This is a genomic window from Brevundimonas sp. LF-1, assembly GCF_037055305.1.
Lineage (GTDB): Bacteria > Pseudomonadota > Alphaproteobacteria > Caulobacterales > Caulobacteraceae > Brevundimonas > Brevundimonas sanguinis.
The window spans coordinates 1285909-1312427 of record NZ_CP146349.1 but is presented as its reverse complement, the minus strand read 5'-3'; the positions used below and the strand labels follow the sequence as shown (position 1 = coordinate 1312427).

The following is a 26519-nucleotide window of genomic DNA, read 5'->3' as shown; positions in this document are numbered from 1 at the left end:
CGCGGCCAGAGCGTCAGATAACAGTGCAAGTCAGGGGAATGAATACGCGTCATGTCGCTCGCGCTATCCACGCTGCTCTTTGAGTGGCGCCGCTATATGGCCGCCGTCATGGCGCTCGCCCTGTCGGGGCTGCTGGTGCTGGCCATGACCGGGGTCTTCATCGGCATCGGCAAGGGATTCACCGCCGCCATCGAGCGCTCCAGCGCCGACATCTTCATCATGCAGCCCGGCGCCAAGGCCCTGTTCAGCGGGCCGATGGGCATGCCGCGACGCTTTGTCCCGCTGGCCTACAACCACCCCGAGGTGGTCGAGGTGAAGACGCTCGACATGTCGGGCGGCAATTTCCAGAACATCAAGAACGTCGACCCGACCGCCACGGCCGCCGATCGCGCCAAGCAGGGCGCGCCGCGCCAGAAGAGCGTCCTGGTCAACATCATCGACACCGCGCCCGGCTCGGTCACCATCCCGCGCGACTATTCGGACGAACTGGTCGAGGCCCTGCGCCAGCCCTTCACCGTGGCGGTGGACGAGACGGCCCTGACGCCGCTGGGCGTCAAGCTGGGCGACAAGGCCCTGTTCAACGGCCAGACCGTGACCGTGGTGGGCGTCCTGCGCGGCTATCCCAACATGATGCAGCCGACGATCGTCATGTCGCGCGACAGCTTGCGGATGCTGGGCCAGGCCTTCGAGGGGCCGCGCGTCGGCCCGCTGATGCTCAAGATCAAGGACCCGGCCCGCGCCGAGGTCGTGGTCGCCCAGCTGAACGCCATGGGCAACGGCCAGTGGAAGGCCTGGACCCGTCAGCAGCTGGCCGACGCCAACGCCGGGGCCATGTTCGAGGAAGGCATTCTGGTCATCATCATCGGCGGCTGCGTGGTGCTGGGCATCATCATCGGCGTGGCCATCACCTGGCAGACCCTGCGCGGCGCCATCATGGCCAACATCAAGGAGTTCGCCTCTCTGCGCGCACTGGGCGTCGGCATGGGATCCTTGCGCCGCATCGTCATGGAGCTGAGCTTCTGGGTCGGCATGGTGGGGGTCGGCGCGGCCATCCTGCTGACCTGGCTGCTGTCCCTGCTGGCCCTCTCCAACGCCGTCATCATCGCCCTGCCGCCCATGCTGCTGATCGTGGTCGGCGGCGGCCTGATCGCCATCTCCATGCTGTCGGGCTTCCTGTCGATGGGCATCCTGAAGAAGAGCCAACCTGCGGACCTGCTGCGATGAACAAACATGCGAAAGTTCAAGGCAGGCACGGCGAGTTCGCCCTGGAAGCCAAGGGACTGGTCAAGCGCTTCAAGTCCGGCCGGTCCTATGTCGAGGTGCTGAAGGGCGTGGATTTCGACGCCCGCCACGGCGACCTGACCATGGTCATGGGCCCGTCGGGCTCGGGCAAGTCGACGCTGATCGCCGCCCTGTCCGGCCTGTTGCGGCCCGAGGAAGGGCGCGTCGACGCCCTGGACGTGGACGACCTGTGGAAGCTGTCGGGCGGCAAGATCGACAAGTTCCGGCTGGATCACTGCGGCTTCATCTTCCAGGGCTTCAACCTGTTCCCGGCGCTCAGCGCCCTGCAGCAGGTGACGACGGTGCTGAAGTATCAGGGCCTGTCGCCGGAGAAGGCCAAGAAGCGCGCCGCCCTGGCGCTGGAGGAGGTCGGCCTGGGCCATCGCCTGCACCAGCGCCCGGCCGCCCTGTCCGGGGGCGAGAAGCAGCGCGTCGCCATCGCCCGCGCCCTGGCCAAGGACCCGCAGATCCTGTTCGCCGATGAGCCGACCTCGGCGCTGGACGGCGAGAACGGCCAGGTGGTCATCCGCCTGCTGCGCCGGGCGGCCACCGAACACGGCGCGGCCGTCATCTGCGTGACCCACGACCCGCGCCTGGAAGCCTGGGCCGACCGGGTGATCCACATCGAAGACGGCGTGATCATCGACGATCAGCGCCGCACCCCCAATCCCGAAGCCATCCTGGCGTCGCACTGACCCCGATCCCCTTGAGGACCCCCATGCCCGCATTCCTGAAAAACAAATGGCTCTGGATCGGCCTGGCGCTGGTGATCGCCATCGTCATCGGCCTGAGCCTGATGCAGAAGGCCGGCGCCGCCAAGAAGGCTGAACTGGCGCAGGCCGCCGACAAGAAGGTCGAAAGCCCTTACTCGGCCATCGCCAACGGCAAGATCGACATCGAGGGCGGCATCATCCAGATCGCGGCGCGCCGCGGCGGCGTGGTGCGCGACGTCCTGGTGCAGGAAGGCGACCTGGTGAAGGCCGGTCAGATCCTGGCCCGTCAGGAAGACGACGAGCCGCGCCTGTCGCTGCAGACGGCGGCGGCCGATCTGGCCCAGGCCGAAAGCCAGCTGCGCATGATCAACGTCGACATCGCCACGGCCCAGCGCGAGCATGACCGGCTGCAGAAACTGGTCGCCACCAACTTCGTCGCCGCCCAGCGCATGGATCAGGCCCGCGACGCCATCGCCCAGGCCCAGGCCCGCCTCGCCTCGCAACAGGCCGCCGTCCAGACCGCCCGCGCCCGCCGCGATCAGGCCGCCTATAACGTCGAGCTGACGGTGATCCGCTCGCCCGCCGACGGCCGCATCGTGCGCCGCTACGCCAACCCCGGCGCCGGCCTCGACCCTGAACGTGTCGAACATGTTCGACCTGGAGCCCGCCGCACCGCGCATCGCCCGCGCCGAGATCGTCGAGGCCGACATCCCAAACGTCAGCGTCGATCAGGCCGTCGAGATCACTCCCGAAGGCGATCCGACCAAGGTCTATGTCGGCAAGGTGCTGCGCCGCGCCGCCGTCTTCGGCGCCCGCAAGCTGGCCTCGGACGACCCGTCGCAACGCACCGACGAGCGCGTGGTCGAGGTGGTGGTCGCCGTCGACGAGGCCCCGCTGCTGATCGGCCAGCGCGTGCTGGTCAAGTTCATGAAGCCGGGCGAAACGGCGGGCGCCAAGCGCGACAACGCCACCACCGGCGTGCCCGCCACGCGCGCCATGAAGGCCCCCGCCCGGGCGTAACATCGGGTCGGGATGAAAACGGAAAAGGGGCCTCGCGAGGGGCCCTTTTTTGTTGGCGTATACTCTCCCGCTCATCCCGGCGGACGCCGGGATCCAATCCTTTGGCCTCAAGCGCGATGACAAGGATCGCAGACCTTGTGCACGCGGCTCTCACTGGGCCCCGGCGTCCGCCGGGGTGAGCGGAAGAGAGGAACTCAGTTCCCCGTAAATCCCCTGCCCGCTTCTCCAGCACCGCGCTCACGCCTTCGATGTGGTCGTCGGTCAGATGGGCCAGGGCCTGCATGGCGGCGGACAGCTCCAGCATCTGGTCGAAGTTCATGTCGCGGCCCTGACGCAGCAGGCTCTTGGCCATGCGCAGGGCCTGGGGCGGCTGGGCGGCGATCTGGTCGGCCGTCTGCATCGCCTCGTCCATCAGCGCCTCATGGGCGACGACGCGGTTGACCAGACCCCACTGCTCGGCCGTCGCCGCGTCGATCGAGCGGGCGGTGAACAGCAGTTCGGCGGCGCGGGCGTAGCCGATGTTCCGAGGCAGCAGCCATGAGCCGCCGTCGCCGGGGATGATGCCCAGCTTCATGAAGGGCACGCCGAAGCTGGCGCGCTCGGAGGCGATGCGGATGTCGCCCAGACCGGCGATGTCGCAGCCCAGCCCCATGGCCGGGCCGTTGACGGCGCTGATCAGCGGGACCTCCAGCCCATAGAGGGCGCGCACGATGCGGTGGACGACGCGGCGATAGCGTTCGCGGATGGCGACGCCGGAGCCCTCGAACAGGTCGCGGCGGTCCTTCATCGCCTTCAGATCGCCGCCGGCCGAGAAGGCGCGTCCGGCCCCGGTCATCACCACGCAGCGGATCGAGGGGTCGGCGTTGACGGCGTCGCAGGCGGCGGCGAAGGCCTCGCCGTCCTCCAGATCCGGCAGGGCGTTCAGCCGGTCGGGCCGGTCCAGCGTCCAGACCATGACCGCGCCTTTGCGCTCTTCGACGATCAGACCCATGCCGCGTATCCTCTTTAGCAATGCAGGCTTGGGTTTCGGCCAGGGCGCGCGGCGATGGCAAGGGCGGAATTGAAAACCCCGGTCGTTCTGACCGGGGCTTCTGGCTGGATCATCCGCTCTGGCGACTACGCGCGCGGCCGTTTGATCGTTATGGGTACGAAGTTGGACGGGTGGCTGACCACGCGGTCGCCGGCGCCGTTCATCTGCTTCGTGTTGACCAGCATCCCGCCGAACAGGGCGAAGGACATCATGGCGTGCTGGAGATTACGCTCTTTGTTTTCGTTCATTTTTGGCGTCTCCTTTCGTTGAACGATGAAAGAAGACACGTCGTGCTTTTTGGGACTCTCACCCTGTCAGTCGTTTCGCGTCGACGGTGAATATAGCCGCCTGGCGCGAAAAGTCAAGAAATTATAGTCCGTTCTCGGACTCATTGTTGCGATACCGTCACGAACCATGTCCCACGCCCCCGCCCCCTCCCCGCCCCGCTCCATCGCCAGCCCCTGCGTCATGGTCTGCACCGTCGACGGCGCCTCGGGCCTGTGCCTGGGCTGTCTGCGCACGCTGCAGGAGATCGCGACCTGGAGCCGGATGACCGACGAGGGCCGCGCCGACGTCATGGCCGACCTGCCGGGGCGCAAGAGCCGGATCGACCCTCGTCTGTTGGGCGAGTGACCCGGCGGCGATCAGCGGTCCGGCGTCAACCTTTCGTTCGCCACGTCGCTTCACCGCATGGGAAGACCCCGGCGGCATAGTCGCTTCCATGATCCGCTTTGACCCGCGCTCTGCTGTCGTTTTCGCCGCCGCCCTGGCGTCGGCCTGCGCCTGCGCCGGCGCCCTGATGTGGTGGGAGGGGCCGGCCAAGGCCTACGCCGCCGTGGCGCTGAAGGAGGCGCCGTCGGTGACGCGCGCGGCCGACGGTCACTACTGGGCCGAGGCGACCGTCGAAGGGCGGCCGATGCGGATGCTGGTCGACACCGGCGCCAGCGCGGTGACGCTGAGCCGCGCCGATGCCGAACGGCTGGGCGTGCGGCTGAAACCGCATGACTTCAACCAGACCTTGAACACCGCCTCGGGCCAGACGCCCGCCGCGCGGGTGCTGCTGACCTCCGTGTCTGTGGCGGGGGTCGAGCTGACCTCGGTCGAGGCCCTGGTGATCGACCGCGACATGCCCGCCGCCCTGCTGGGGATGAGCTTCCTGGGGCGGCTGTCGGCCTTTGAGGCGCGGCCCGACGGGCTGATCCTGAAGGGCTGATTGCGCCTCAGGCGCGCGGGCCGAACGGCACCACCTTATTGTCCCGATCATGGCCGATGTCGGCGGCGCCCAGATAGGGGATGCCGGAGCGCACGCACCAGTGGCGCACGATCTCTTCGGCCGTCAGGCCGAACTCGGGATCATTGGCCGTCACGTCCGACACCCGGCCCAGACGGATGCCGGCGATGCGGCGGATCGAGGCCTGGCCGGTTAGGTGGAACATCATCCGATCGACGCGGTAAAGCGCCTCGGACACCTCTTCTAGCATGACGACGTGGCCGGTCAGATCCGGCTCGATCGCCGTGCCGACCAGTTCGTTGAGGATGGTCAGGTTGAAGCCGACGGCGGGCCGCGGGTCGCTCAGAAGGGACGGCTCCAGCGAGGCCGGGTCGCCGTGCCTCAGCCAGTTCACGGCGCGCAGGCCCGTGGCGTCATGGCGCGACCCGTCCGAGGCCATCGGCCCGTGCGCCACGTGGGGAAACCCTGCGCGATACAGCGCCGCCAGCAGGCTGCCGGCGTCCGAATAGCCGAGATAGCGCTTGGCCCAGGCGTGGGCGGTCAGCTCGGGGATCACCGCCTCGGCGATGCGGCAGGCGCCGTAACCGCCGCGCGCGAACCAGACGGCGTCGATGTCGGGGTCGTTGGCCGTCTCGACCAAGGCGCGGGCGCGGGTGGCGTCGTCGCCGCCGAAATGACCGTGGACGTCATACAGGGCCGGGTGCAGCACCAGTTCGACCGCCCCGTCCGGCCACTGCGCCGCCGCCCAGGCCCGGATCGCCTCGCCCCGCGCCGGTTCGAGGCGGGAGCTGGCGTTGACGACGCCGATTCGGAACGGTCTGGTCTGCATGGACGGGATGGCCTTGAGCGTCTTGCGTGCTAGTCAGGCCGGACCTTCCCCGGTTTCCCGCATTGAAATCAAGCCGATGAACAAAGACTACTTCTTCTGCGGCGTCGGCGGCTCGGGCATGATGCCGCTGGCCATGATCGTTCAGGCGCAGGGCGGCCGCATCTCAGGGTCCGACCGGGCGCTGGATCAGGGACGCACGCCCGAGAAGTTCGACTGGCTGCGCGCCCACGGCGTGACCCTGCACCCGCAGGATGGATCGGGCGTGGTCAGCGCCGATCAGGTGGTGGTCGCCACCGGGGCGGTCGAGGACACCGTGCCCGACATCGGCGCGGCCAAGCGGGTCGGCGCCGCCATCAAGACCCGGCCCCAACTGCTCAGCGAACTGTTCAACGCGGCCCCGACCTCGATCGGCGTGGCGGGCACCAGCGGCAAGTCGACCATCACCGGCATGATCGCCTGGATCCTGGATCAGGCCGGGCGCGCGCCGACCGTGGTCAACGGGGCGGTGATGAAGAACTTCGCCACGCCCGACCACCCGTTCGCCAGCGCCCTGGTCGGCGGACCCGATCTGTTCGTCGCCGAGGTGGACGAGAGCGACGGCTCCATCGCCCGCTATGATCCGACGGTCGCCGTGGTCTCCAACATCTCGCTGGACCACAAGTCGATGGAGGAGCTGCGCGACCTGTTCGGCGGCTTCGTCGGCCGGGCGGCGACGGCGGTGCTGAACCTGGACAATCCCGAGACGGCGGCGCTGGCGCAGACGCTGAAGCCCGGCAAGGCGATCACCTTCGCGCTGGGCGAGGAAGAGGCGGACCTGTCGGCGCACGACCTGCAGCCCCTGCCGACCGGCACGGCGTTTGAGCTGCGGGTGCGCGGCGAGGCGGCGCGGGCGGTGACGCTGACCGTGCCGGGCGCGCACAATGTCGCCAATGCTCTGGCGGCGCTGGGCGCGGTTCGGGCGCTGGGCGTCGGTCTGGATCAGGCGGTCGCGGCGCTGGAGACCTTCAGCGGCATCCGGCGGCGGCTGGAGGTGGTGGGAACGCAGGGCGGCGTCACCGTGATCGACGACTTCGCTCACAACCCGGACAAGATCGCCGCCACCCTGAAGACCCTTCACGCCTTTGACGGGCGGCTGCTGATCCTGTTCCAGCCGCACGGCTTCGGTCCGCTGAAGCTGATGAAGCAGGAGTTCATCGAGGGCTTCGCCGGGCTGATGCGGCATGACGACGTGCTGCTGATGCCCGAGCCGGTCTATTACGGCGGCACCACCGACCGCAGCATCGGCAGCGAGGACATCGCGGCCGGCGTGCGCGCGGCGGGACGTCGGGCGCAGGCGCTGGCGACCCGCGCCGACTGCGGCGACCGCATCGTGGACATGGCCCGGCCCGGCGACCGGGTGGTGGTCATGGGCGCGCGCGACGACAGCCTGTCGACCTTTGCGGCCGAGCTGCTGGCGCGGATCTGACTGTCCGCCGTCGGACCATCCGTCAAATTAGCCTTGCAAAACATTCATTTCCGGCAAAGCGGCTGTTAAGCCGCCTCGCCTAACCCTGCTCCGGCAAGAAGCAGGAGACGGCTGGGAAATGGCCCGGATAGGAGATTTCGTGGACGCCTCGGCGCCGATGGCGCCCGACGCCCTGGGCGCAGAGGCTCTGGCCCGGTTCGAGGCCGAGCCGGAAACCCTGGTCATCGCCGTGGCCGACGCCGAGGGCGCCCCGTCGGCCTGATCGAGCGCAACGCCTTCACCCTGAAGCTGGCGGCCGAGTTCGGACGCGCCCTGTATGTCCGGCGCCCGATCTCGGCGCTGATGGACGCGGCGCCGATGGTGGTGGAGGCCGACGCCTCGGCCGACATGCTGTTCCAGTCGATGGACGCGGCCGGGCTGGGCGCGCTGTTGAAAGGCTTTATCGTCGTCTCGCGCGGCCGTTACGTCGGCGTGGGGGCGGGCCTGCACGTGCTCCAGGCCGGGGTGGCCATCCACAAACGCCGCGCCGAGGCCATGGCTGATCTGGCCCAGGACCTGGTGAGGGCCGAGGCCGAGGCCCGCGCCTCCAGCCGGGCCAAGTCCGAATTCCTGGCCGTGATGAGCCACGAGATCCGCACGCCCCTGAACGGCGTTCTGGGGGTCGCCGCCCTGATGGAGCGGCAGCTGACGCAGGACGACCTGCGGCCCCACGTCCGCACCATCCTCGATTGGGCGCCAGCCTGCTGCGGCTGCTGACCGACGCGCTGGATATGTCACGGGCCGAGGCGGGGATGTTGACGCTGGAGCCCGCACCGCTGGACCTGCAGTCGGTGGCCGCAGACCTGTCGGCCCTGTGGAGCCCGCGCGCCGAGGAGAAGGCGCTGGAGCTGCAGGTCGAGGCGGAGCTGACGGCCGCGCGATGGGTCGTGGGCGATGAGACGCGGCTCAAACAGCTATTGAACAATCTGATCGGCAACGCCCTGAAGTTCACCGAGGCCGGATCGGTCGCGGTGCGGCTGGCGACGGCGCTGGATGATGGACGAGTGCGCCTGTCCGCGACCGTGGACGACAGCGGCCCGGGCGTCAGCGACGAGGCGGCGCGCGCCATTTTCGAGCCCTTCAACACCGGCCAGGCGGGGCGACAGGGCGCCGGCGCCGGGCTGGGCCTGGCCATCTGCCGCCAGATCGTGGAGCGGATGGACGGCGCGCTGACCGTGGAGCGTTCGCCCCAGGGCGGGGCGCGCTTCGGCTTCGAACTGCATCTGCCGCTGGCGGAGCGCGACGCCCGCCGCGCCGAGGATCGTCAGGCGTCCCCGACGCTGCATGAGACCCTGCACGTGCTGGTGGTGGACGACCACGCCGCCAACCGCTTCGTCGCCGGCAAGGTGCTGGAGCTGTTCGGCTGCACTCACGAGACCGCCGAGAACGGGCGCCAGGCGGTGGAGCGCGCGGCCGCCGCGCCGTTCGACCTGATCCTGATGGATGTGAAGATGCCGGTGATGGACGGGGTGGCGGCGACGCGGGCGATCCGCGCCCTGCCCGGCCCCGCCGCCGCCCTGCCCATTCTGGCCCTTACCGCCAACGCCGATCCGCGCGACGAAGCGGCCTATCTGGCGGCGGGGATGGACGGGGTGGCGCAGAAGCCGATCCAGCCCGACGCCCTGCTGAACGCGATCCGGCTGGCGCTGTCGCGCGGCGAGGCGGCGAAGGCGGCCTGAGCGCGCCGAGGCGTCACACCTCCGACCAGCGGCGCAGCAGGTTGTGATAGACGCCGGTCAGTTCGATCACGGCCGCATCCTTGGGCCCCTTGTCCAGGTTCACGCGCTGGATCGCCACGTCGAGGCGGAACAGGGTCTCGCGGTCGGCGTCGTCGCGGATCAGGCTCTGCAGCCACATGAAGCTAGAGACGCGGGCGCCGCGCGTCACCGGCGTCACCCGGTGCAGGCTCTTGGACGGATACAGGACCAGGTCGCCCGCCGGCAGCTTGATCGACTGGGCGCCGTACATCTCTTCGATGATCAGCTCGCCGCCGTCATAGTCCTCGGGCTCGGACAGGAAGAGGGTGGCCGACAGGTCGCTGCGAATGCGGTGCTCGCCGCGCTGGCGGATGGCGTTGTCGACGTGCAGGCCGAACTCGCCGCCGCCCTCATAGCGATTGAACAGGGGCGGAAAGATCGTGTGCGGCAGGGCGGCCGAGACGAACATGGGATTGGCGTTCAGCGCCTGGACCACCAGGGCCGAGACCTCGCGCGCCTGGGGGCTGTCCTCGGGCAGCTGCTGGTTCTTCTTAGCGCTCGCCGATTGATGGCCCGAGGTCATGTTGCCGTCGGCCCAGGGACCGGCGTCCAGGGTCCGGCGCAGCGCCTGCACCTCGGCCTTGGTGAAGACGTCGGGGATGTGCAGCAGCATGGCTCTCTCACCGTCTGGAGACATATCGGCCCCGCGACTTGTGAAAGCGCGGGGCCGACAGGATGACGCGAAACGCGGCCTCTTAGTAGCGGACGTTCAGCGTCAGGATGGCCTGACGCGCCGGGGTGACGTCGGCGTGGTGCACGCCGTTGGTGCGGATGATGTAGTCCTCATCACCGGCGTTCTGGACGTTCAGCTGCAGCGAGGCGCGCTCGCTGATGTCGTAGGAGGCGAACAGGTCGACGCGCGTGTAGTCCGGCGCATAGACGCGGTTGGCGCCGCCGCCGGCCCCGCCCTGGTTGCCGCCCCAGGACTTGGACACGTAGTAGACGCCGCCGCCCAGGCTGAGCTTCGGCAGGACGCGATAGGTGGTGAACAGGCTGGCGCTGTGCTCGGGCGTATTGGCCAGAGGATCGCCCACGTTGATGCTGTTGTAGGCGCCGCGCACCAGCTCGGAGTCCATCCAGGTGTAGCCGCCGAACACCTGCCACTTGTCGGTGATGTTGCCCGAGACGCCCAGCTCCAGACCCTGCACCCTGGCCTCGCCCGCCTGCTCATAGCGGTCCGGCGCCACCAGAATGGCGGCGTTCTTGCGGGTCAGGTGGAACAGGGCGCCGCTGAGCGCCAGACGGTCGCCGAACAGATTGGCCTTGGCGCCGATCTCGAAGCTCTCGGTCTCCTCAGGGTCGAGAACGGTGGCGACGAAGTTGGCGCTGCCGTTGGTCGTGCCCGTGTTCTGATCCCCGGCCGAGATGGTCGGCGGCGTCGAGGCGGTCGACCAGGCGGCGTAGACGCTGCTGTTCGCCGTCGGCTTATAGACTAGGCCGAGCTGATAGTTGACGAAGTCCCAGTCGCCGCGCGTGGCGGTATAGACGGGCGCCGTCACCGTGCCCGAGGCGTTCAGCCCCTCGACCGAATAGTCGTCCCAGCGCAGGCCCAGGTTCACGATCAGCCGGTCGCTGAGGTGAATGGCGTCAAAGGCGTAGACGCCGATGGAATCGGTGTCGGCCCGGCTGACCAGACCGCGCGTCCTAGTGCCCGTCCACGGATCGTTCGGATTGGGCGCATAGACGGGGGTGCAGTCCAGCCCCGTCAGCGGCGCCGGGCAGGCCGTGCCGGTCAGGGTCGTGACCGTATAGGAGGCGTTGCGGTTCTTCTCGCGCGATAGCTCCACGCCGACGTCGAAGTCGTGCTTGATCGAACTCGTCAGGAAGGACCCGTGCAGGTCGGTGACGTTGGCCAGGGTCTCGGCCGGGTTCCAGCGCGACTTCAGGCCCCGCTTCATCCACCAGACGCCGTCGATCAGCTGGGCCGCGCCGCCGTCGCCGGGGTTGGTGACGACGTAATCGTTCAGCGTCTGCGAGTAGCGGGTGACGTTGCGCAGGGCCAGGGTGTCGCTGAAGCGGTGCTCGATCTCCAGCGTCAGGCTGTCGACCGTATTGTTCAGATAGTCGCGCGCCTTCAGGCCGTAAAAGCTGTCGTAGGGCACGTCCAGCACGCCAGAGGCGTCCGGACGCGGCGCCGTCGCCCCGCCCAGCTTGGTGTAGAGCGGGACGCCGTAGTCAGGCAGCTGATTGCTGTCGAGGTGGTAGTAGCTGGCGGTGACGGTCGTCGGCGTGCCCAGACCCGCCGCGATCGACGCCCCGACGCCCCATTTGTCGAAATCCGCCCCGTTGCGGCCCGGCACGTCGCCTTGCGAGGCCATGAGGTTCAAGCGCATGGCGGCGGTCGGCCCGACCTGCCAGTTGGCGTCCGCCGTGCCGCGCAGATAGTCGTCCGTACCGGCCCCGACCGAGCCGTTGACGAAGTTGGTCAGACGCGGCGCCTTGGACGACAGATTGATGCTGCCGCCGCCCGAGCCCCGGCCCGAGTAGACGGAATCGGCGCCCTTGATGACCTCGACCTGCTCCAGGTTGAAGACCTCGCGCTGCTGGCCGCCGGTGTCGCGCACGCCGTCGACGAAGATGTTGTTGCCCGAGGCCTGGCCCCGGATGAACGGCCGGTCGGCCAGCGGCTGGCCGCCCTCGCCCGCGCCGAAGGTGATGCCCGGCGAGGTGCGCAGGATGTCTTGAAGCGAGGTGGCCGCCGTCTGTTCGATGATCTGCTGCGGGATCACCGTGACCGTGCGCGGGGTGTCGACCAGGGGGCGACGAACTGCGGGTCCTTCGGCTCGCGCTTCACGCGATGGCCGTGCACGTCCACCGTGCCCAGGTGGGTGGCGTCCTGGCTAATCACCCCGTCCGAGGGCGAGGTCTCATCGGCGACTGCGGCCAGCGCGGGGGCGGCGCACAACATGCCGGCGGCGCTGGACGCGAACAGAAGCGCCTTGAGAGCGGCGGAGCGGGCGTCAGGGCGAGCGTCGGGGCGGACGTCGGACATGGGGGAGGAACCGATCTATTATTGAGACCGGCTCGCATTAGCACCTTTTCCGGGTGCGACAATCTGACCCTTGCGACTAAATCTCAATTGCGAAGCGAGTGTCACACGCAGGTCACACCTTGGGGCTTGGCCACCGCCTTGATCGACACCGCCGGGTCGGCCAGCAAGGCGTCGTTGACCGGCGTCCCCTTACCGATCAGCAGCCGCCCGCCCATGAAGTCGGCCGGGGCGTTGACCGCCTCCACCGCCACGATCCGCTCCCCCGCCAGATGGAAGACGGAGAAGGCGCCGCTGGCCGGATCGCCGCGCACCAGTTGACGGTCGGCGTCGAAGGGCACGCCCGCGATCTGCAGCTTGACGTCGTACTGGTCGGACCAGAACCAGGGGACCTCGGCGCCGGGGCGGCGCGGCCGACGATGGCGCTGGCCGCCTGCTTGGCCTGTTCAAGGGCGTTGGGCACGCTCTCCAGCCGGTGCATGACGCCGCCGTGAACCGGGATGGGCCGCCGCGTCACGTCGCCGATGGCGTAGATGGAAGGGTCGCTGGTGCGGGCGGCCTCATCGACCACTACGCCGTTTTCGCACGCCAGTCCCGCCGTGCGCGCCAGGGCCTCGCAGGCGAAGGCGCCGACGCCGACTAGCACCGCATCCGCCGCGATCAGCGTCCCATCCGCCAGCCGCACGCCCGCATCCTCGAACCCCGCGACCTCCACGCCGGTCAGGATCTCGACGCCGTGCGTCTTGTGCAGGTCGGTGAAGAAGGCCGACAGGGGCTGAGAGGCCACGCGCGCCAGCACCCGGTCCATGCGCTCGATCACCACCGCCTCGGCGCCCAGGGCGCGAGCCGAGGCCGCCGCCTCCAGCCCGACATAGCCGCCCCCGACCACCGCCAGCTTCTTGCCCGGCGCCAGAACCGCCTTCAGCCGCTCGGCGTCCTCCAGCGTGCGCAGCTCCAGCAGGTCCGGCCGATCCGCGCCGGGGATGGCCAGCTTGCGCGCCGTCGAGCCGGTGGCCAGGATCAGCACGTCGTAAGCTTCGACCGTCCCGTCAGCGAAGGTCACGGTCTTGGCGCCCGCGTCGATGGCGGTCGCGGTGACGCCGGTGCGCAAGTCGATGTTCTGCTCGGCGTAGAAGCTCTCGGGGCGCAGCAGCAGGTCTTCCAGACCCGCCTCGCCTTTCAGCCAGGCCTTCGACAGGGGCGGTCGCTGATAGGGCGGCGCGCTCTCCTGCCCCGCCAGGACGATCTCGCCCTCGAAGCCATACTGCCTCAGCAGCGCCGCCGCCGAGCCCCCGCGTGTCCCGCGCCGATGATCAGAACCTTGGTCATGGCGGACAGATAGAGCGGCGAGCGGCGAGTGGCGAGTGGCGCCCGCGCCGGCTACGCTTTTTCCTCCCCATGAAATGGGGAGGGGGACCACGAAGTGGTGGAGGGGCTGTTTGTAACCCGCCTACCGTCCTGTCGCGTGTCGGAGGATCGACGCCAGCACGCCATCCAGATGATCTCGAACATCGGTTGCGCGCACCCGCAGCACTTCCACGCTCTGCGTGGCTAGCCATCGTGCTCGCCGCTCGTCGTGAGCGATCTGCTCCGGGTCGTCATGCGCCGCGCCGTCAACTTCAACCGCCAAACGGGACGCAGGACAGTAGAAGTCGACGATGTAAGGGCCGATGGGATGCTGACGCCTGAACTTCAAACCTTCCAGGCCCCCGGCTTTGAGGCAGGCCCACAGCCGCGCCTCGGGCGGCGTCAGGGCGCGACGCATTCCTGCCGCGCGGCGATAGGTTTCGACGGTCGGCGGCATAGCCCCTCCACCACTTCGTGGTCCCCCTCCCCACAGGTGGGGAGGAAAAGAGGTAACGTCAACTCGAGGCGCTTGACTGTTCCATTGTTACAGCATAATGGAACGCGCCATGAGCACCGACGCCGCCAAGACCGCCCTGCTGGACGCCTTGCTCTCGCTGAAGACGCGGGAGGAGGCCGACGCCTTTCTGGCCGACCTGTGCACCCCGGCCGAGCTGCGCGCCATGGCCGAGCGGTGGCAGGTGGCGCGGATGCTGGACGCCGGGGACAAGACCTATCGCGAGATCGCCGCCGAGGCGCCGGCCAGCCCGACCACGGTCGTGCGCGTCGCCCGCTCCCTGAAGGACATGCCGCACCAGGGCTATCGGCTGGTGCTGGACAGACTGAAAGCCTGAGACGACATCATGAGCACGGTTCAGGGGCGGCTGCGCATCGCCGTCCAGAAATCCGGCCGTCTGGCCGAACGCAGCCTCGACCTGGTCCGCGACGCGGGCCTGCGCGTGGTCAAGGGCAACAACGACCTGCTGTATCGGATCGAGAACTATCCGATCGACCTGCTGCGGGTGCGCGACGACGATATTCCGACCTTCGTGGCGGACGGGGTCTGTGATCTGGGCATCGTCGGCGAGAATGTGCTGGAAGAGGTCAGGAACGGCGGGCCGAATGCCGAAGTCGTCATGCCGCTGGGCTTCGGCCGCTGCACGCTGAAGATCGCGATGCCGCCGGCGCTGGACTACGCCGGGCCGTCGTCGTTGCAGGGCTTAAGGATCGCCACCTCCTACCCGAAGATTCTGCGCCGTTTTCTGGATGAGGCGGGGGTGGACGCCGACATCGTCACCATGCGCGGCGCCGTCGAGGTGGCTCCGCGGCTGAAGCTGGCCGCCGCCATCTGCGACCTGGTCTCGACCGGAGCGACGCTGGAGGCAAACGGCCTTATGGCGCGCGACACCGTGCTGGACAGCCAGGCGGTGCTGATCAAGGCGCCGACCGCGCCCGAGGCGGGCCTGCAGCACCTGCTCGACAGCATCGTCGAGCGGATGGCGGGCGTGGTGTCCTCTCAGGGCGCCAAATACGTGATGCTGAACGCGCCGCGCGCGGCGCTGGACCGGATCACCGCCCTGTTGCCCGGCGCAGGGTCGCCGACGGTCATGCCCCTGTCGGGGCGCGACGACGCCGTGGCTGTCCACGCCGTCTGCCAGGAGGCGGTCTTCTGGGAGACGCTGGAGAAACTGAAGGCCGAAGGGGCGTCGGCCATCCTGGTCCTGCCCATCGAGAAGATGATGTGATGAAGCGTATCGACTGGAACCAACTGGACGCCGACGGACGCAAGGCCGCCCTGGCCCGCCCACAGCGCCGCACCGAGAGCTTCGTCGCCAGCGTGGTGCGCGAGATCTTCGACGACGTGCAGGCGCGCGGCGGCGAGGCCGTGAGCGACTGGGCCACGCGTCTGGACGGCGCCGCGCCGCGCCGGATCGAAATCACCGAGGCGGCCGCCGCCACGGCGCGCCGCGACCTGCCGCCCGCCGCCGCGCGCGCCCTGCGCGTCGCCGCCGACAATGTGCGCGTCTTCCATCAGGCGACGAAGCCCGAGGACACGGCCTTCATCGAGACCACGCCCGGCGTGAAGTCCAAGCTGGTCTGGCGGCCGATCGGCTCGGCGGGCCTCTATGTTCCGGGCGGGACGGCGCCGCTGTTCTCGTCGCTGCTGATGCTGGCCATTCCGGCGGGCGTGGCCGGGGTCGGGCGGCGCGTCGCCGTGACGCCGCCGTCCAAGGACGGCTCGGTCCACCCCGCCATGATCGCCGCCGCCGCCGAGGCGGGGCTGGACGAGCTGTGGCTGCTGGGCGGGGCGCAGGCCATCGCCGCCCTGACCTTCGGCGCCGAACTGGAGGACGGCGTCATCGCCCCCGTCGACAAGCTGTTCGGCCCCGGCAACGCCTATGTCGCCGAGGCCAAGCGCTACGCCGCCTCCCTGCCCGGCGGACCGGCGCAGGACCTGCCGGCGGGGCCGTCGGAGCTGCTGGTCATCGCCGACCGCGACGCCGATTTCGAGATCGTCGCGGCCGACCTGCTCAGCCAGGCCGAGCATGACGCCGACGCCCAGGTGATCCTGGTGTCCGACAGCGGCACGGCCCTGAGCGAGATCATCGCCGAGGTCGAACGACAGGTCGAAAGCCTGCCGCGCGCCTCCATCGCCCGCGCGTCGCTGGCCGAGGCCCGCGCCATCCGGGTGCGCGACATGGCCGAGGCGTGCGCGGTCGCGAACCTCTACGGTCCCGAGCACCTGTCGATCCAGGTGGAGGATGCGGAAGCCCTGGTCGACAAGATCACCGCCGCCGGGGCCGTCTTCGTCGGCCGGTGGGCGGCCGAGACGCTGGGCGACTACGCCGCCGGACCCAGCCATGTCCTGCCGACCGACGGCGCGGCGCGGACGCTGGGCGGCGTCACCACCGCCAGCTTCATGACTGCGATGTCGGTGCAGACCGTCACCGAACAAGGCGCCGCAGCGCTGGCCCCCGTCGCCGCCGCCCTGGCGCGGCTGGAGGGGCTGGAGGCCCACGCCCGGGCGGCCGATCTGAGGAGCGCGGGATGACCAACGATTTCTTCCTTCTCCCCTTGAGGGAGAAGGCGGCCTGCGGAGCAGGTCGGATGAGGGGGACGTTGGCTTCGCCCTCATCCGTCTCGCGCGTGGACACAGCCCCCTCATCCGAGCGCCTTCGGCGCCCACCTTCTCCCACGAGGGGAGAAGGGTCATGAGCTTGCCCGCCCCCTATCCGCCGCTCGTCTCGGGCGGCGACGGCCTCGAGCGCTATCCGGGGAGCCCGCTGCGCTGGCGGCCCGCATGGCCGCGCTCTATGGCGTCGACGCCGATCAGGCGCTGCCGACGCGCGGGCTGACGCACGGGCTGGAGCTAGTCTGGCGCCTGGCCGCGCGCGACGGGCTGAAGGTGCAGGCGCCCGACGCCGAGCCCTATGCGCAACTGGCCGCCCTCTACGCCCGCCCGGCTGCTGACGCCGGGACCGCCGCCGTGGTCATCCGCGCCCTCAGCTCGCCCGAGGCCGCAGCCGAGATGGCCGAGCGCATCGCTCCCGCCCTGCTGGTCGTCGATGAAGGGATGGTCGAGTTCGCCGAGGCGCCGTCCGCTGCGGCGGTGGTCAACGACCACGCCAATCTGATCGTGCTGCGCAGCCTGTCGCTGGCCTATGGCCTGGCCGGGGCGCGGGTCGGGGCCGCGCTCGCGCAGGCGCAGACGCTAGCGCGGCTGGCTGAGGCGCTGGAGCCCTACGCCCTGCCCGAGGTCTCGGTGCGGCTGGCGATGCAGGCGCTGGACCCGTCGCGGATGATGGAGACGGCCGAACGCATCAGCGCCGTGCGCCGCGAGCGCGCCCGCGTCGCCGAGGCCCTTTCGCGCATCATGGCGCTGGAGGCCGGCGTGGGACCGGTGATCGTCGCCAGACCCTCCGATCCGGAGGGCGCGGCGGAGGCTCTGCGCCGCTACGGGCTGGCTGCCGATCTTGCGGGCGAGCGGGTGCGGCTGCCCGTCTCGCTGAAGCCCGAGGTCAACGACCGCCTGCTGACAGCGCTCGGCGCCGCCACCCCGGCGCGCGGCGCAACCGCACCGGTCAGGCTATCCGCGACACCAAGGAGACGCGCATCGTCTGCGCCGTCGATCTGGACAGCGCCGGGCCGGTGACAATCGAAACCGGCGTCGGCTTCTTCGACCACATGATCGAACAGGTGGCGGCGCACGGCGGGTTCTCGATCCGTCTGGCGTGCGAAGGCGACCTGCACATCGATCCGCACCACACCATCGAGGACTGCGCCATCGCCCTGGGCCAGGCGCTGAAACAGGCGCTGGGCGAGCGGCGCGGCATCGGCCGCTACGGCTTCGTCCTGCCGATGGACGAGGCCGAGGCGTCGGTCTCCATCGACCTGTCGGGGCGGCCCTATCCGGTGTTCGAGGGGACGTTCGCCACGCCGATGCTGGGCGGCTATCGCACCGACCTGACGGCCCACGTCGTGCGGTCTCTGGCCGAGAATCTGGGCGCGGCGGTCCACGTCCGTGTCACCGGCGACGACGACCACCACAAGACCGAGGCCGTGTACAAGGCCCTGGGCCGCGCCCTGCGTCAGGCGATCCGGGTCGAGGGCGACGCCGTGCCCAGCACCAAGGGGGTGCTGTGATGGCGGCCGCCGCTTTCCTTCTCCCCTCGGGGAGAAGGTGGCTCGCGGAGCGAGACGGATGAGGGGGACGTCGACGTCACCCTCCGCCCTGTCGCCTGCGGACGCAGCCCCCTCATCCGAGTGCCTCCGGCGCCCACCTTCTCCCCGAGGGGAGAAGGGAAATACGGCGGAGGAGAAGGGCGATGAACGTCACCCTGATCGGTTATGGGGCGGGCAATGTCGCCTCGGTGCGGTTCGCGCTGGAGCGGCTGGGCGCGCGGGTGCGGATCACCGACGATCCGGCCGATGTGGACGAGGCCGAGCGGGTCATCCTGCCGGGCGTCGGCGCGGCGGGTTATGCGATGCAGCGGCTGAAGGCGCTGGGCCTGGTCGAGGCCTTGCGCGCTTTTCCTCGCCCCCTGCTGGGCGTCTGTCTGGGCCAGCAGCTCTTGTTCGAGACCAGCGCCGAGGACGGGGGCGCCGACCTGCTGGACCTGATCCCCGGCCGGGTGGGGGCGATCGCGCCCGCGCCGTCGCGTCCTTCGCCCCACATGGGCTGGAGCCGGCTGAGCCTCCGTCGGCCTGATCCGCTGCTGGAAGGGATCGAGGACGGCGACTGGGCCTATTTCGTCCACGGCTATGTCTGCCCTGACGGCCCCGCCACCATCGCCGCGGCCGACTACGGCCTGCCCGTGCCCGCCGTGGTCAACAGCGCCAACCGCTGGGGCTGCCAGTTCCACCCCGAACGCTCGGCGGCCGCCGGAGCGCGTATTCTGAAGAACTTCCTGGAGTTGCCCGCGTGATCATCTATCCCGCCATTGACCTGATCGACGGCCATGCGGTTCGCCTGCTGCACGGCGATTTCAATCACGTGACCCGTTACGATTCCCATCCCGCCAACCGGCTGGCGGCCTTCACGGCCGAAGGGGCCGAGTGGATCCACGTCATCGACCTGGACGGGGCGCAGGCGGGCGAGGCGCGTCAGTATGCGCTGATCGGCGACATGGCCCGGGCCGTGGATATCAAGGTCCAGTCCGGCGGCGGCGTCCGCTCGGAAAAGGATATCGAACACCTGCTGGGGGCCGGGATCAGCCGCGTCGTCGTCGGCTCGCTGGCCGTCACCGATACGGATCTGGTGCTGAAGTGGCTGGAGCAGTTCGGCCCCGAAGCCATCGCCCTGGCCCTGGACGTCCGCTACGAGAACGGCCTGCCGGTGCCCGCGCTGAAGGGCTGGACCCAGTCGTCCGGCGTGGATCTGTGGAGCGTGCTGGAGCGCTATCCGGCGGGGCTGCTGCGCCACATCCTGATTACCGACGTCGGTCGCGACGGCGCCCTGACGGGCCTGAACCAGGACCTTCTGTCCGAAGCCGTTCGCCGTCGGCCTGAGCTGGAGATCCAGGCCTCGGGCGGGGTGGCCGACCTGGACGATCTGAGGGCGGCCAAGGCCATCGGCTGCGCGGGGGCCATCACCGGCCGCGCCCTTTATACCGGCCGCTTCACCGTGGCCGAGGCGCTGAGGGCCGTCGCGGGATGACCGCCCATTTCTGCATAGGGGCGGTCCGATGACCGCCCGGCGCATCATCCCCTGCCTGGACGTCAAGGACGGACGGGTGGTCAAGGGCGTGCGGTTCGAGGGCCACGTCGACATGGGCGACGCCGCCGAACTGGCCGCGCGCTATCGCGATCAGGGCGCCGACGAACTGGTCTTTTACGACATCACCGCCAGCCCCGAAGGACGCACGCTGGACTATGGCTGGGTGCAGGACATCGCCCGGCTGCTGGACATTCCCTTCTGCGTCGCCGGCGGCATCCGTAACGTCGAGCAGGCGGCGCGCTGTCTCGACCACGGGGCGGACAAGGTGTCGATCAACTCCCCCGCGCTGGAGCGGCCCGAACTGATCGGCGAGCTGGCCCAGCGACTAGGGCGCCAGTGCGTCGTCGTCGGGGTCGACAGCGCCTTTCAGGACGGCGAATGGCGGGTGCATCAATACACCGGCGATCCAAACGCGCGGCGCGGGGCGGGGCGACTGACCATGGACTGGATCGTCGAGGCGCAGGGGCTGGGCGCGGGCGAGATCGTGCTGAACTGCATTGATCAGGACGGGGTGCGCAAAGGCTATGACGTGGCTCAGCTGGCCGAGGCGCGCAGGCGGCTGACCATTCCGCTGGTGGCCTCGGGCGGGGCCGGGGCGGTGGAGCATTTCAGGGACGTGTTCGTGGAGGCGGACGTGTCGGGCGCGCTGGCGGCGAGCGTTTTCCACTCGGGCGCGATCTCGATTCCCGATCTCAAGCGTTACCTGGACGCGCAAGGCGTGGAGGTGAGGATATGACGACGTTCGACATTTCCCAGATCGACTTCGCCAAAGGAAACGGCCTGATACCCGCCGTGGTGCAGGACGCCGACACGCTGCAGGTGCTGACGCTGGCCTATATGGACGCGGCGGCGCTGCGCGAGACGCTGGACAGCGGGCAGGCCACCTTCTTCTCGCGCTCGCGCGGCGGGCGGTGGAGGAAGGGCGAGACGTCGGGCGACTTCCTCAACGTCGTCTCGGTGACGCCTGATTGCGACGGCGACGCCGTGGTGGTGAAGGTGCGCCCGGTCGGCAACGCCTGCCATCTGAACCGCATCAGCTGCTTCGGCGAGGAGGACGCGCCCGGCCTGGGCCGCATCGGGCGGCTGGAGCGCACCATCCATGTCCGCGCGCAGGCCGATCCCAACGACAGCTGGACCGCGCGGCTGATCGCGCAAGGCCCCAAACGCGCCGCCCAGAAGGTCGGCGAAGAGGGCGTCGAGACGGCTCTGGCCGGGGCGGCGGGAGATAATGCGGAACTCGCCAGCGAGGCGGCGGATTTGATCTATCACCTGCTGGTGCTTCTGCACGCCCGTGACATGGTGTTCCAGGACGTGCTGGACGTTCTGACCCGGCGGGCGGAACCGGCTGAAGATCAAGGCTGACGGCCCGCTGTGCGGGTCGGCCTGAAGCGAAGGAGACCTGAATGGCGGCGCTGATACTGTTCGGAGGCGGGGGCGACCTCGCCCTGCGGATGCTGCTGCCGTCGCTGTACTTCCTCGATCACGACGGCCTGCTGCCGGACGGGCTGAAGATCATCGCCGCCGCCCGCACCGAAGAGACGACCGAGGCCTATCTGAAGAAGGTGCGCGAGGCGGTGCAGCCGCGCGCCGAGGCCGACAACGCCTGGAGCGAAGACAGCTGGCGGCGATTGACTGAGCGGCTGGAATACATGGCCGTAGACGCCACGGACGCTGACAGCCTGAAGCCGCTGAGGGCGCGCGCCGGCGAGGGCGCGATCACGGCTTTTCTGGCGGTGTCGCCGTCGCTGTACGGCCGCATCGTCACGGCCATGAAAACGGCCGGTCTGGCCGGACCTGACGACCGCATCGTGCTGGAAAAGCCGGTCGGGCGCGATCTGGAGAGCTTCCGCGAAATCGACGACGCCGTGGCCGACGCCTTTGGCGAGCGGCAGGTGTTCCGCATCGACCACTACCTGGGCAAGGAGACGGTGCAGAACCTGATCGCCCTGCGCTTCGGCAACGCCATCTTCGAGCCGCTGTGGAACAATCTGACCATCGACCATGTGCAGATCACGGTCGGAGAGACGGTCGGCGTCGGCGACCGCTGGCCCTATTACGACGAATACGGCGCCCTGCGGGACATGGTGCAGAACCATATGCTGCAGCTGCTGTGTCTGGTGGCGATGGAGCCGCCCAGCGACCTGGACCCCGACTCGGTGCGCAATGAGAAGGTGAAGGTGCTGCGCTCGCTGCGCCCCATCATGGCCGAGGACGCCGAACGCGTCACGGTGCGCGGCCAGTATAGGGCTGGAGATATCGAGGGCCGGTCGGTCGAGAGCTATGAAGCCGAGCGCGGCCAGCCGTCGGACACCGAGACCTTCGTCGCCCTGCGCGCCGATATCGACAACTGGCGCTGGGCCGGCGTGCCCTTCTTCATGCGCACCGGCAAGCGGCTGGCCGAGAAACGCACCGAGATCGTCATCCAGTTCAAGCCGGTGCCCCACTCCATCTTCGGCCATGGCGAGCGGGGGCCATCTACGACAACCGGCTGGTGATCGAGCTGCAGCCGGACGAGGACATCTCCCTGTCGGTGATGAACAAGAAGCCGGGGCTGGAGCAGCGGATGCAGCTTCAGCCGATCCAGATGAGCCTGTCGTGGGGGCAGGATGGGAAGGACGGCGCGGCTCCGCGTCGCCGCATCGCCTATGAGCGGCTGCTGCTGGACGCCCTGCACGGCGACTCCACCCTGTTTGTGCGCCGAGATGAAGCCGAGCAGGCCTGGAAATGGGTGGACGAGGTGGCGGACGCCTGGTCGTGCCGGGAGTGTCGGCCGCTGGACTATGACGCGGGAAGCTGGGGGCCGGAGGCGGCGGACCTGCTGCTGTCGCGCACTGGGCGGAAGTGGAACGTGCGATGAAGAAGCTCAACTTCTCTCCTTCTCCCTTCGAGGGAGAAGGTGGCCTGCGAAGCAGGACGGATGAGGGGGCTGTGTTATCACGCAAGACGGCGGAGTGTGGGGCTAACGTCCCCCTCATCCGAGCCGCGCTGCGGCCCACCTTCTCCCCGAGCGGAGAAGGAGCGTGACGGCATGATCCGGAACTTTCCCACCCGCGAGGCCTGGGCCGAGGCCGCCGCCGACCGGCTGGCCGAAGCGCTGGCGCAGGCCCTGGCCGCCGACGGGCGCGCCCTGTTCGCGGGGTCAGGCGGGTCGACCCCCTCGCCCATCTATGCGCGGTTGGCGCAGGCCGATCTCGACTGGGCCAGGGTCACGGCGACGCTGGTGGACGAGCGCTATGTGCCCGAGACCTCGCCGGATTCGAACGCGGCCCTGCTGAAGCGCGCCCTGCTGACCGGCCCGGCCGCCGTTGCGCGGTTCATTCCCCTATACAGTCCTGCCGTGACGGTGGATCGGGCGGCCGCCCTCGCCTCTCAGGCTCTGGCCGCCGAGAGTAGAGCCCTGGACGCCGTCCTGCTGGGCATGGGCGAGGACGGGCATATCTGTTCGATGTTTCCCGGCAGTCCGACGCTGACCACCCTGCTGACGCCGGGGCTGAAACCCGCCGTCTATGGCGTGCCCGCCGGGCGCGACGGCGCGGCGCCGCCGCAGGAGCGGTTGACGCTCAACCTGCCGTGGCTGACGGGGGCTCGATGCGTGGTGCTGGCCCTGACGGGCGCGAACAAGCGCGCCGTGTTCGAGCGTGAGGCGGCGGGCGATCCGGCCGTCAGCCCTGTCGCCGCCCTGATCGCGGCGAAAGCCCCTCTTGAAGTAATCTGGACGGAGGCCGGGTGATGGCGCTCAATCCTGTGGTGGCCGAGGTCACCGACCGCATCGTCGCACGCAGCCGACAGACCCGCGCCGACTATCTGCGCCGCATGGACGCGGGCTCCGCCTCGGGACCGGGGCGGGCCAAGCTGTCCTGCGCCAACTGGGCCCACGCCTTCGCCGGGCAGACCGTCGCCGATAAACTGACGGCCATGACCGGCGCCCAGCCGAACCTCGGCGTCGTCACCGCCTATAACGACATGCTGTCGGCGCACCACCCGTTCGAGCGCTTCCCTGAGATCATCCGACAGGCCGCGCGCGAGGCGGGGGCCACGGCCCAGGTGGCGGGCGGAACCCCGGCCATGTGCGACGGCGTCACCCAGGGCGCCCCGGCATGGAGCTGAGCCTGTTCAGCCGCGACGTCATCGCCATGTCGACCGGGGTGGCGCTGACACACGACGCGTTCGACGCGGCCCTGATGCTGGGGGTGTGCGACAAGATCGTGCCGGGCCTGTTCATGGGGGCGCTGGCGTTCGGCCATCTGCCCGTCGTCTTCGCCCCGGCAGGGCCGATGCCCAGCGGCATCCCCAACGCCGAGAAGGCCCGCGTTCGGGCTGAATACGCGCAAGGGCTGATCGACCGCGCCGAACTGCTGAAGAGCGAGATCGCCAGCTACCACTCTCCCGGCACCTGCACCTTCTACGGCACGGCCAACTCCAATCAGATGATGATGGAGGTCGCCGGACTGCATATGCCGTCGACGGCCTTCGTCCACCCGGACACCGGCCTGCGCGACGCCCTGACGGCGGCGGCGGCGAAGCGGGCGATCGAGCTGGCGCGCGAGGGGCGCGGCCGGATGGCCGACGTCGTGTCGGAAAAGACCATCGTCAACATGATCGTCGCCCTGCTGGCCACCGGCGGGTCGACCAATCACGCCATCCACCTTGTGGCCATGGCCCGGTCTGCGGGGGTGCTGATCGACTGGACCGACATGGACCAGCTGTCGTCGGTCACGCCGCTGCTGGCGCGGGTCTATCCGAACGGCTCGGCCGATGTGAACGCCTTTCAGGCGGCGGGCGGGGTGGCCTTCGTCACCCGCGAGCTGGTCGAGGCGGGGAACCTGCATCCCGACGTGACGACCATCATGGGCCAGGGGCTGGAGGCCTATTTCAAGGAGCCTCGGCTGGAGGACGACGAACTGGTCTGGCGCGACACGGTGCGTGAGAGCCTGGACCTGACCATCCTGCGGCCCGCCACGGACCCGTTCGACCGCGAGGGGGTTTGCGGCTGGTGCAGGGCGACCTCGGCCGGGCGGTGATCAAGATCTCGGCGGTCAAGCCTGAGAACCGCATCGTCGAGGCCCCCGCCGCCGTGTTCGAGACCCAGGAAGACGCGCTGCAGGCCTTCAAGGATGGAAAGCTGGACCGCGACGTGGTGGTGGTGCTGCGCTTTCAGGGGCCGCGCGCCAATGGGATGCCGGAACTGCACAGCCTGTCGCCCGCGCTCAGCGTGCTGCAGGACAAGGGCTTCAAGGTCGCCTTCGTCACCGACGGCCGCATGTCGGGCGCCAGCGGCAAGACGCCCGCCGCCATCCATGTCAGCCCCGAGGCGCTGGCCGGCGGGCCGCTGGCCCATGTGCGCGACGGCGACGTGATCCGGCTGGACCCCGAGGCGGGGGTGCTGACCACCGTCGGCGCCGGCGACCTGAAGGCCCGTCCTGCGGCCGCCCGCTCACGCGTCCACGCAGAGGGCTCGTCATGGGGTTATGGACGCGAGCTGTTCGGCGCCTTCCGCCAGGCGGTGTCGACGGCCGAGCAAGGCGCCAGCGTCTGTTTCAGCGCCCCCATCGGCGCCGACGGCCATGACGACGGCCCGCCCGATCCGAACCTGGTCGATCGCGCGGTGGACGCATGACGCAGGACAGCATGACCTCTGCCCCGCTTCTGGTCGGCGACGTCGGCGGCACCAACGCCCGGTTCGCCCTGGCCCGCACCGTCGAGGGCCGCACCGTGCTGGAGCATTTCGACAGCTTTCCCGCCCGGACCTATCCGACCTTTCTGGAGGGCGTGGCCGCCTATCTGGACGGGTGCGAGGTTCGGCCCAGCGGCGGGGTGATCGCCGTGGCGGGGCCGGTCGCGCACGGCGCCATCGACATGACCAACTCGACCTGGCGGGTGTCGGAGCAGGAGCTGCAGACGCTGGGCCTCGATCCGGTGCGGCTGATCAACGACTTCGAGGCCCAGGCCTGGGGCGCGCCGGTCGTGCCGCCGGATCAGCTGGCGTCGCTGGGCGGGCCGGACGAGGGCGATCCGCACGCGACCATCGCCGTGGTCGGGCCCGGCACGGGCTTCGGCGTGTCGGCCCTGGCGCGCGACGCCCAGGGGCGCGAGACGGCGCTCGCGGGTGAAGGCGGCCACGCCTGTTTCGCCCCCGGCGACGCGGTCGAGGACGAAGTGCTGCGCATCCTGCGCCGCCGCTATGAACGGGTGTCGATCGAGCGGCTGATCTGCGGGCCCGGCCTGCTGAACCTGCATCGCGCCCTGGCCGAGATCGACGGCCGCGAGACCCATATTGACGACCCCGCCCAGATCACCGCCCAGGCCCTGGACGACCCGAACAGCCCGTGCGGCGCCACCCTGGCCCGCTTCTGCGCCATGCTGGGAGCCGTGGCGGGCGACATCGCCCTGACCACCGGCGCGCGCGGCGGGGTCTATATCGCCGGGGGCATCGTCCCGCGCATTCTGCCGTTCATTCAGGCCAGCCCCTTCCGTCGCCGGTTCGAGCGCAAGGGGCGGTTCCAGGACTATATGGCCGCCATCCCAACGAAGGTGATCCTGCACGAACACGCCGCCCTGCTGGGGGCCGCGCGCGTCGCGCTCGCACAAGAGCGATAAAAATGAT

23 protein-coding genes and 6 pseudogenes are annotated in these 26519 nt (G+C 69.5%); 22 read left to right on the top strand and 7 right to left on the bottom strand.

Going from position 1 to position 26519, the window contains the following annotated elements; translation table 11 throughout:
- The first annotated feature begins 51 nt into the window (after window positions 1–51).
- The 3 genes and pseudogenes from V8F63_RS07070 (at window position 52) to V8F63_RS07060 (ending at window position 3014) form a co-directional block, all read left to right on the top strand.
- Complete coding sequence (locus tag V8F63_RS07070; protein WP_134582289.1) at window positions 52–1224, top strand: ABC transporter permease; 1173 nt, start codon at window positions 52–54, stop codon at window positions 1222–1224.
- Window positions 1221–1976 (top strand): ABC transporter ATP-binding protein, encoded by a 756-nt coding sequence (locus V8F63_RS07065; protein WP_134582288.1) that lies wholly within the window; start codon window positions 1221–1223, stop codon window positions 1974–1976. The genes V8F63_RS07070 and V8F63_RS07065 overlap by 4 nt, the downstream gene beginning before the upstream one ends.
- A gap of 23 nt (window positions 1977–1999) precedes the next feature.
- A pseudogene (locus V8F63_RS07060) lies at window positions 2000–3014 on the top strand (biotin/lipoyl-binding protein).
- A 208-nt stretch (window positions 3015–3222) separates the two neighbouring features.
- Here V8F63_RS07060 and V8F63_RS07055 read toward each other — a convergent pair.
- Window positions 3223–4005 (bottom strand): annotated as a pseudogene (locus V8F63_RS07055) (crotonase/enoyl-CoA hydratase family protein); the annotation flags it as partial.
- Between the two features lie 125 nt (window positions 4006–4130).
- On the bottom strand, window positions 4131–4292 hold the full coding sequence (locus V8F63_RS07050; protein ID WP_167309526.1) for a hypothetical protein: 162 nt from the start codon (window positions 4290–4292) through the stop codon (window positions 4131–4133).
- Between the two features lie 166 nt (window positions 4293–4458).
- Here V8F63_RS07050 and V8F63_RS07045 point away from each other — a divergent pair, with 166 nt between their 5' ends.
- Both V8F63_RS07045 and V8F63_RS07040 read left to right on the top strand, forming a co-directional pair.
- A complete protein-coding gene (locus tag V8F63_RS07045) occupies window positions 4459–4677 on the top strand; it encodes a DUF1289 domain-containing protein (RefSeq protein ID WP_312446859.1) in 219 nt (72 codons plus the stop codon).
- Window positions 4678–4765: 88 nt separating this feature from the next.
- The gene (locus V8F63_RS07040) at window positions 4766–5257 is read left to right on the top strand and encodes a TIGR02281 family clan AA aspartic protease (protein WP_025978628.1); all 492 of its coding nucleotides are present in this window, start codon (window positions 4766–4768) and stop codon (window positions 5255–5257) included.
- A 7-nt stretch (window positions 5258–5264) separates the two neighbouring features.
- Here the strand turns inward: V8F63_RS07040 and V8F63_RS07035 are convergent, their stop codons facing one another.
- Window positions 5265–6104 (bottom strand): LD-carboxypeptidase, encoded by an 840-nt coding sequence (locus V8F63_RS07035; protein ID WP_313633841.1) that lies wholly within the window; start codon window positions 6102–6104, stop codon window positions 5265–5267.
- A 76-nt stretch (window positions 6105–6180) separates the two neighbouring features.
- Between V8F63_RS07035 and V8F63_RS07030 the strand changes: the two genes are divergently transcribed.
- The 4 genes from V8F63_RS07030 (at window position 6181) to V8F63_RS07015 (ending at window position 9287) form a co-directional block, all read left to right on the top strand.
- Window positions 6181–7569 carry a Mur ligase family protein gene (locus V8F63_RS07030; RefSeq protein WP_392354880.1) on the top strand — a complete coding sequence of 463 codons (1389 nt, stop codon included), beginning with the start codon at window positions 6181–6183 and terminating at the stop codon, window positions 7567–7569.
- 139 nt (window positions 7570–7708) lie between these two features.
- On the top strand, window positions 7709–7831 hold the full coding sequence (locus V8F63_RS07025) for a hypothetical protein (protein WP_392354879.1): 123 nt from the start codon (window positions 7709–7711) through the stop codon (window positions 7829–7831).
- 80 nt (window positions 7832–7911) lie between these two features.
- Complete coding sequence (locus V8F63_RS07020; RefSeq protein ID WP_392354878.1) at window positions 7912–8325, top strand: histidine kinase dimerization/phospho-acceptor domain-containing protein; 414 nt, start codon at window positions 7912–7914, stop codon at window positions 8323–8325.
- Window positions 8298–9287, top strand: a complete 990-nt coding sequence (locus V8F63_RS07015; RefSeq protein ID WP_392354877.1) for an ATP-binding protein — start codon at window positions 8298–8300, stop codon at window positions 9285–9287. The genes V8F63_RS07020 and V8F63_RS07015 overlap by 28 nt, the downstream gene beginning before the upstream one ends.
- Window positions 9288–9300: 13 nt before the next feature.
- Here V8F63_RS07015 and V8F63_RS07010 read toward each other — a convergent pair whose 3' ends face one another.
- The 4 genes and pseudogenes from V8F63_RS07010 to V8F63_RS06995 form a co-directional block, all read right to left on the bottom strand.
- Window positions 9301–9978, bottom strand: a complete 678-nt coding sequence (locus V8F63_RS07010; RefSeq protein ID WP_392354876.1) for a Fe2+-dependent dioxygenase — start codon at window positions 9976–9978, stop codon at window positions 9301–9303.
- Between the two features lie 82 nt (window positions 9979–10060).
- Window positions 10061–12357: pseudogene (locus V8F63_RS07005) on the bottom strand (TonB-dependent siderophore receptor).
- Window positions 12358–12458: 101 nt separating this feature from the next.
- Window positions 12459–13683, bottom strand: a pseudogene (locus tag V8F63_RS07000) (FAD-dependent oxidoreductase).
- 121 nt (window positions 13684–13804) lie between these two features.
- Entirely contained in the window at window positions 13805–14158 is a 354-nt protein-coding gene (locus V8F63_RS06995) for an endonuclease domain-containing protein (RefSeq protein WP_392354875.1), read from the bottom strand.
- A gap of 109 nt (window positions 14159–14267) precedes the next feature.
- Between V8F63_RS06995 and V8F63_RS06990 the strand changes: the two genes are divergently transcribed.
- The 13 genes and pseudogenes from V8F63_RS06990 to glk all read left to right on the top strand — a co-directional run bounded on the left by V8F63_RS06990 (window position 14268) and on the right by glk (window position 26512).
- Complete coding sequence (locus tag V8F63_RS06990) at window positions 14268–14552, top strand: YerC/YecD family TrpR-related protein (RefSeq protein ID WP_253119987.1); 285 nt, start codon at window positions 14268–14270, stop codon at window positions 14550–14552.
- Between the two features lie 9 nt (window positions 14553–14561).
- Window positions 14562–15443, top strand: coding sequence for an ATP phosphoribosyltransferase (gene hisG / locus V8F63_RS06985; protein WP_392354874.1), 882 nt, complete (start codon window positions 14562–14564; stop codon window positions 15441–15443).
- The gene (gene hisD / locus V8F63_RS06980) at window positions 15443–16750 is read left to right on the top strand and encodes a histidinol dehydrogenase (protein WP_392354873.1); all 1308 of its coding nucleotides are present in this window, start codon (window positions 15443–15445) and stop codon (window positions 16748–16750) included. Before hisG ends, hisD begins: the two co-directional genes overlap by 1 nt.
- Before the next feature lie 249 nt (window positions 16751–16999).
- On the top strand, window positions 17000–17851 hold the full coding sequence (locus V8F63_RS06975) for an aminotransferase class I/II-fold pyridoxal phosphate-dependent enzyme (protein WP_392354872.1): 852 nt from the start codon (window positions 17000–17002) through the stop codon (window positions 17849–17851).
- Window positions 17788–18342: an imidazoleglycerol-phosphate dehydratase HisB gene (gene hisB / locus V8F63_RS06970; RefSeq protein WP_392355054.1), complete on the top strand. Its 555-nt coding sequence runs from the start codon at window positions 17788–17790 to the stop codon at window positions 18340–18342. The genes V8F63_RS06975 and hisB overlap by 64 nt, the downstream gene beginning before the upstream one ends.
- 182 nt (window positions 18343–18524) lie before the next feature.
- The gene (gene hisH / locus V8F63_RS06965) at window positions 18525–19124 is read left to right on the top strand and encodes an imidazole glycerol phosphate synthase subunit HisH (RefSeq protein WP_392354871.1); all 600 of its coding nucleotides are present in this window, start codon (window positions 18525–18527) and stop codon (window positions 19122–19124) included.
- Window positions 19121–19855 carry a 1-(5-phosphoribosyl)-5-[(5-phosphoribosylamino)methylideneamino]imidazole-4-carboxamide isomerase gene (gene hisA, locus V8F63_RS06960; protein WP_392354870.1) on the top strand — a complete coding sequence of 245 codons (735 nt, stop codon included), beginning with the start codon at window positions 19121–19123 and terminating at the stop codon, window positions 19853–19855. The genes hisH and hisA overlap by 4 nt, the downstream gene beginning before the upstream one ends.
- A 28-nt stretch (window positions 19856–19883) precedes the next feature.
- A complete protein-coding gene (gene hisF, locus V8F63_RS06955) occupies window positions 19884–20651 on the top strand; it encodes an imidazole glycerol phosphate synthase subunit HisF (protein ID WP_278070353.1) in 768 nt (255 codons plus the stop codon).
- Complete coding sequence (gene hisIE, locus V8F63_RS06950) at window positions 20648–21277, top strand: bifunctional phosphoribosyl-AMP cyclohydrolase/phosphoribosyl-ATP diphosphatase HisIE (protein ID WP_278070352.1); 630 nt, start codon at window positions 20648–20650, stop codon at window positions 21275–21277. Before hisF ends, hisIE begins: the two co-directional genes overlap by 4 nt.
- A gap of 41 nt (window positions 21278–21318) precedes the next feature.
- Window positions 21319–22772 (top strand): annotated as a pseudogene (gene zwf, locus V8F63_RS06945) (glucose-6-phosphate dehydrogenase).
- Window positions 22773–22943: 171 nt separating this feature from the next.
- Window positions 22944–23645 carry a 6-phosphogluconolactonase gene (pgl, locus tag V8F63_RS06940; RefSeq protein ID WP_392354869.1) on the top strand — a complete coding sequence of 234 codons (702 nt, stop codon included), beginning with the start codon at window positions 22944–22946 and terminating at the stop codon, window positions 23643–23645.
- Window positions 23645–25532, top strand: a pseudogene (edd, locus tag V8F63_RS06935) (phosphogluconate dehydratase). The gene pgl and the pseudogene edd overlap by 1 nt, the downstream one beginning before the upstream one ends.
- Before the next feature lie 11 nt (window positions 25533–25543).
- The gene (gene glk / locus V8F63_RS06930; RefSeq protein ID WP_303705354.1) at window positions 25544–26512 is read left to right on the top strand and encodes a glucokinase; all 969 of its coding nucleotides are present in this window, start codon (window positions 25544–25546) and stop codon (window positions 26510–26512) included.
- Window positions 26513–26519: the final 7 nt, after the last annotated feature.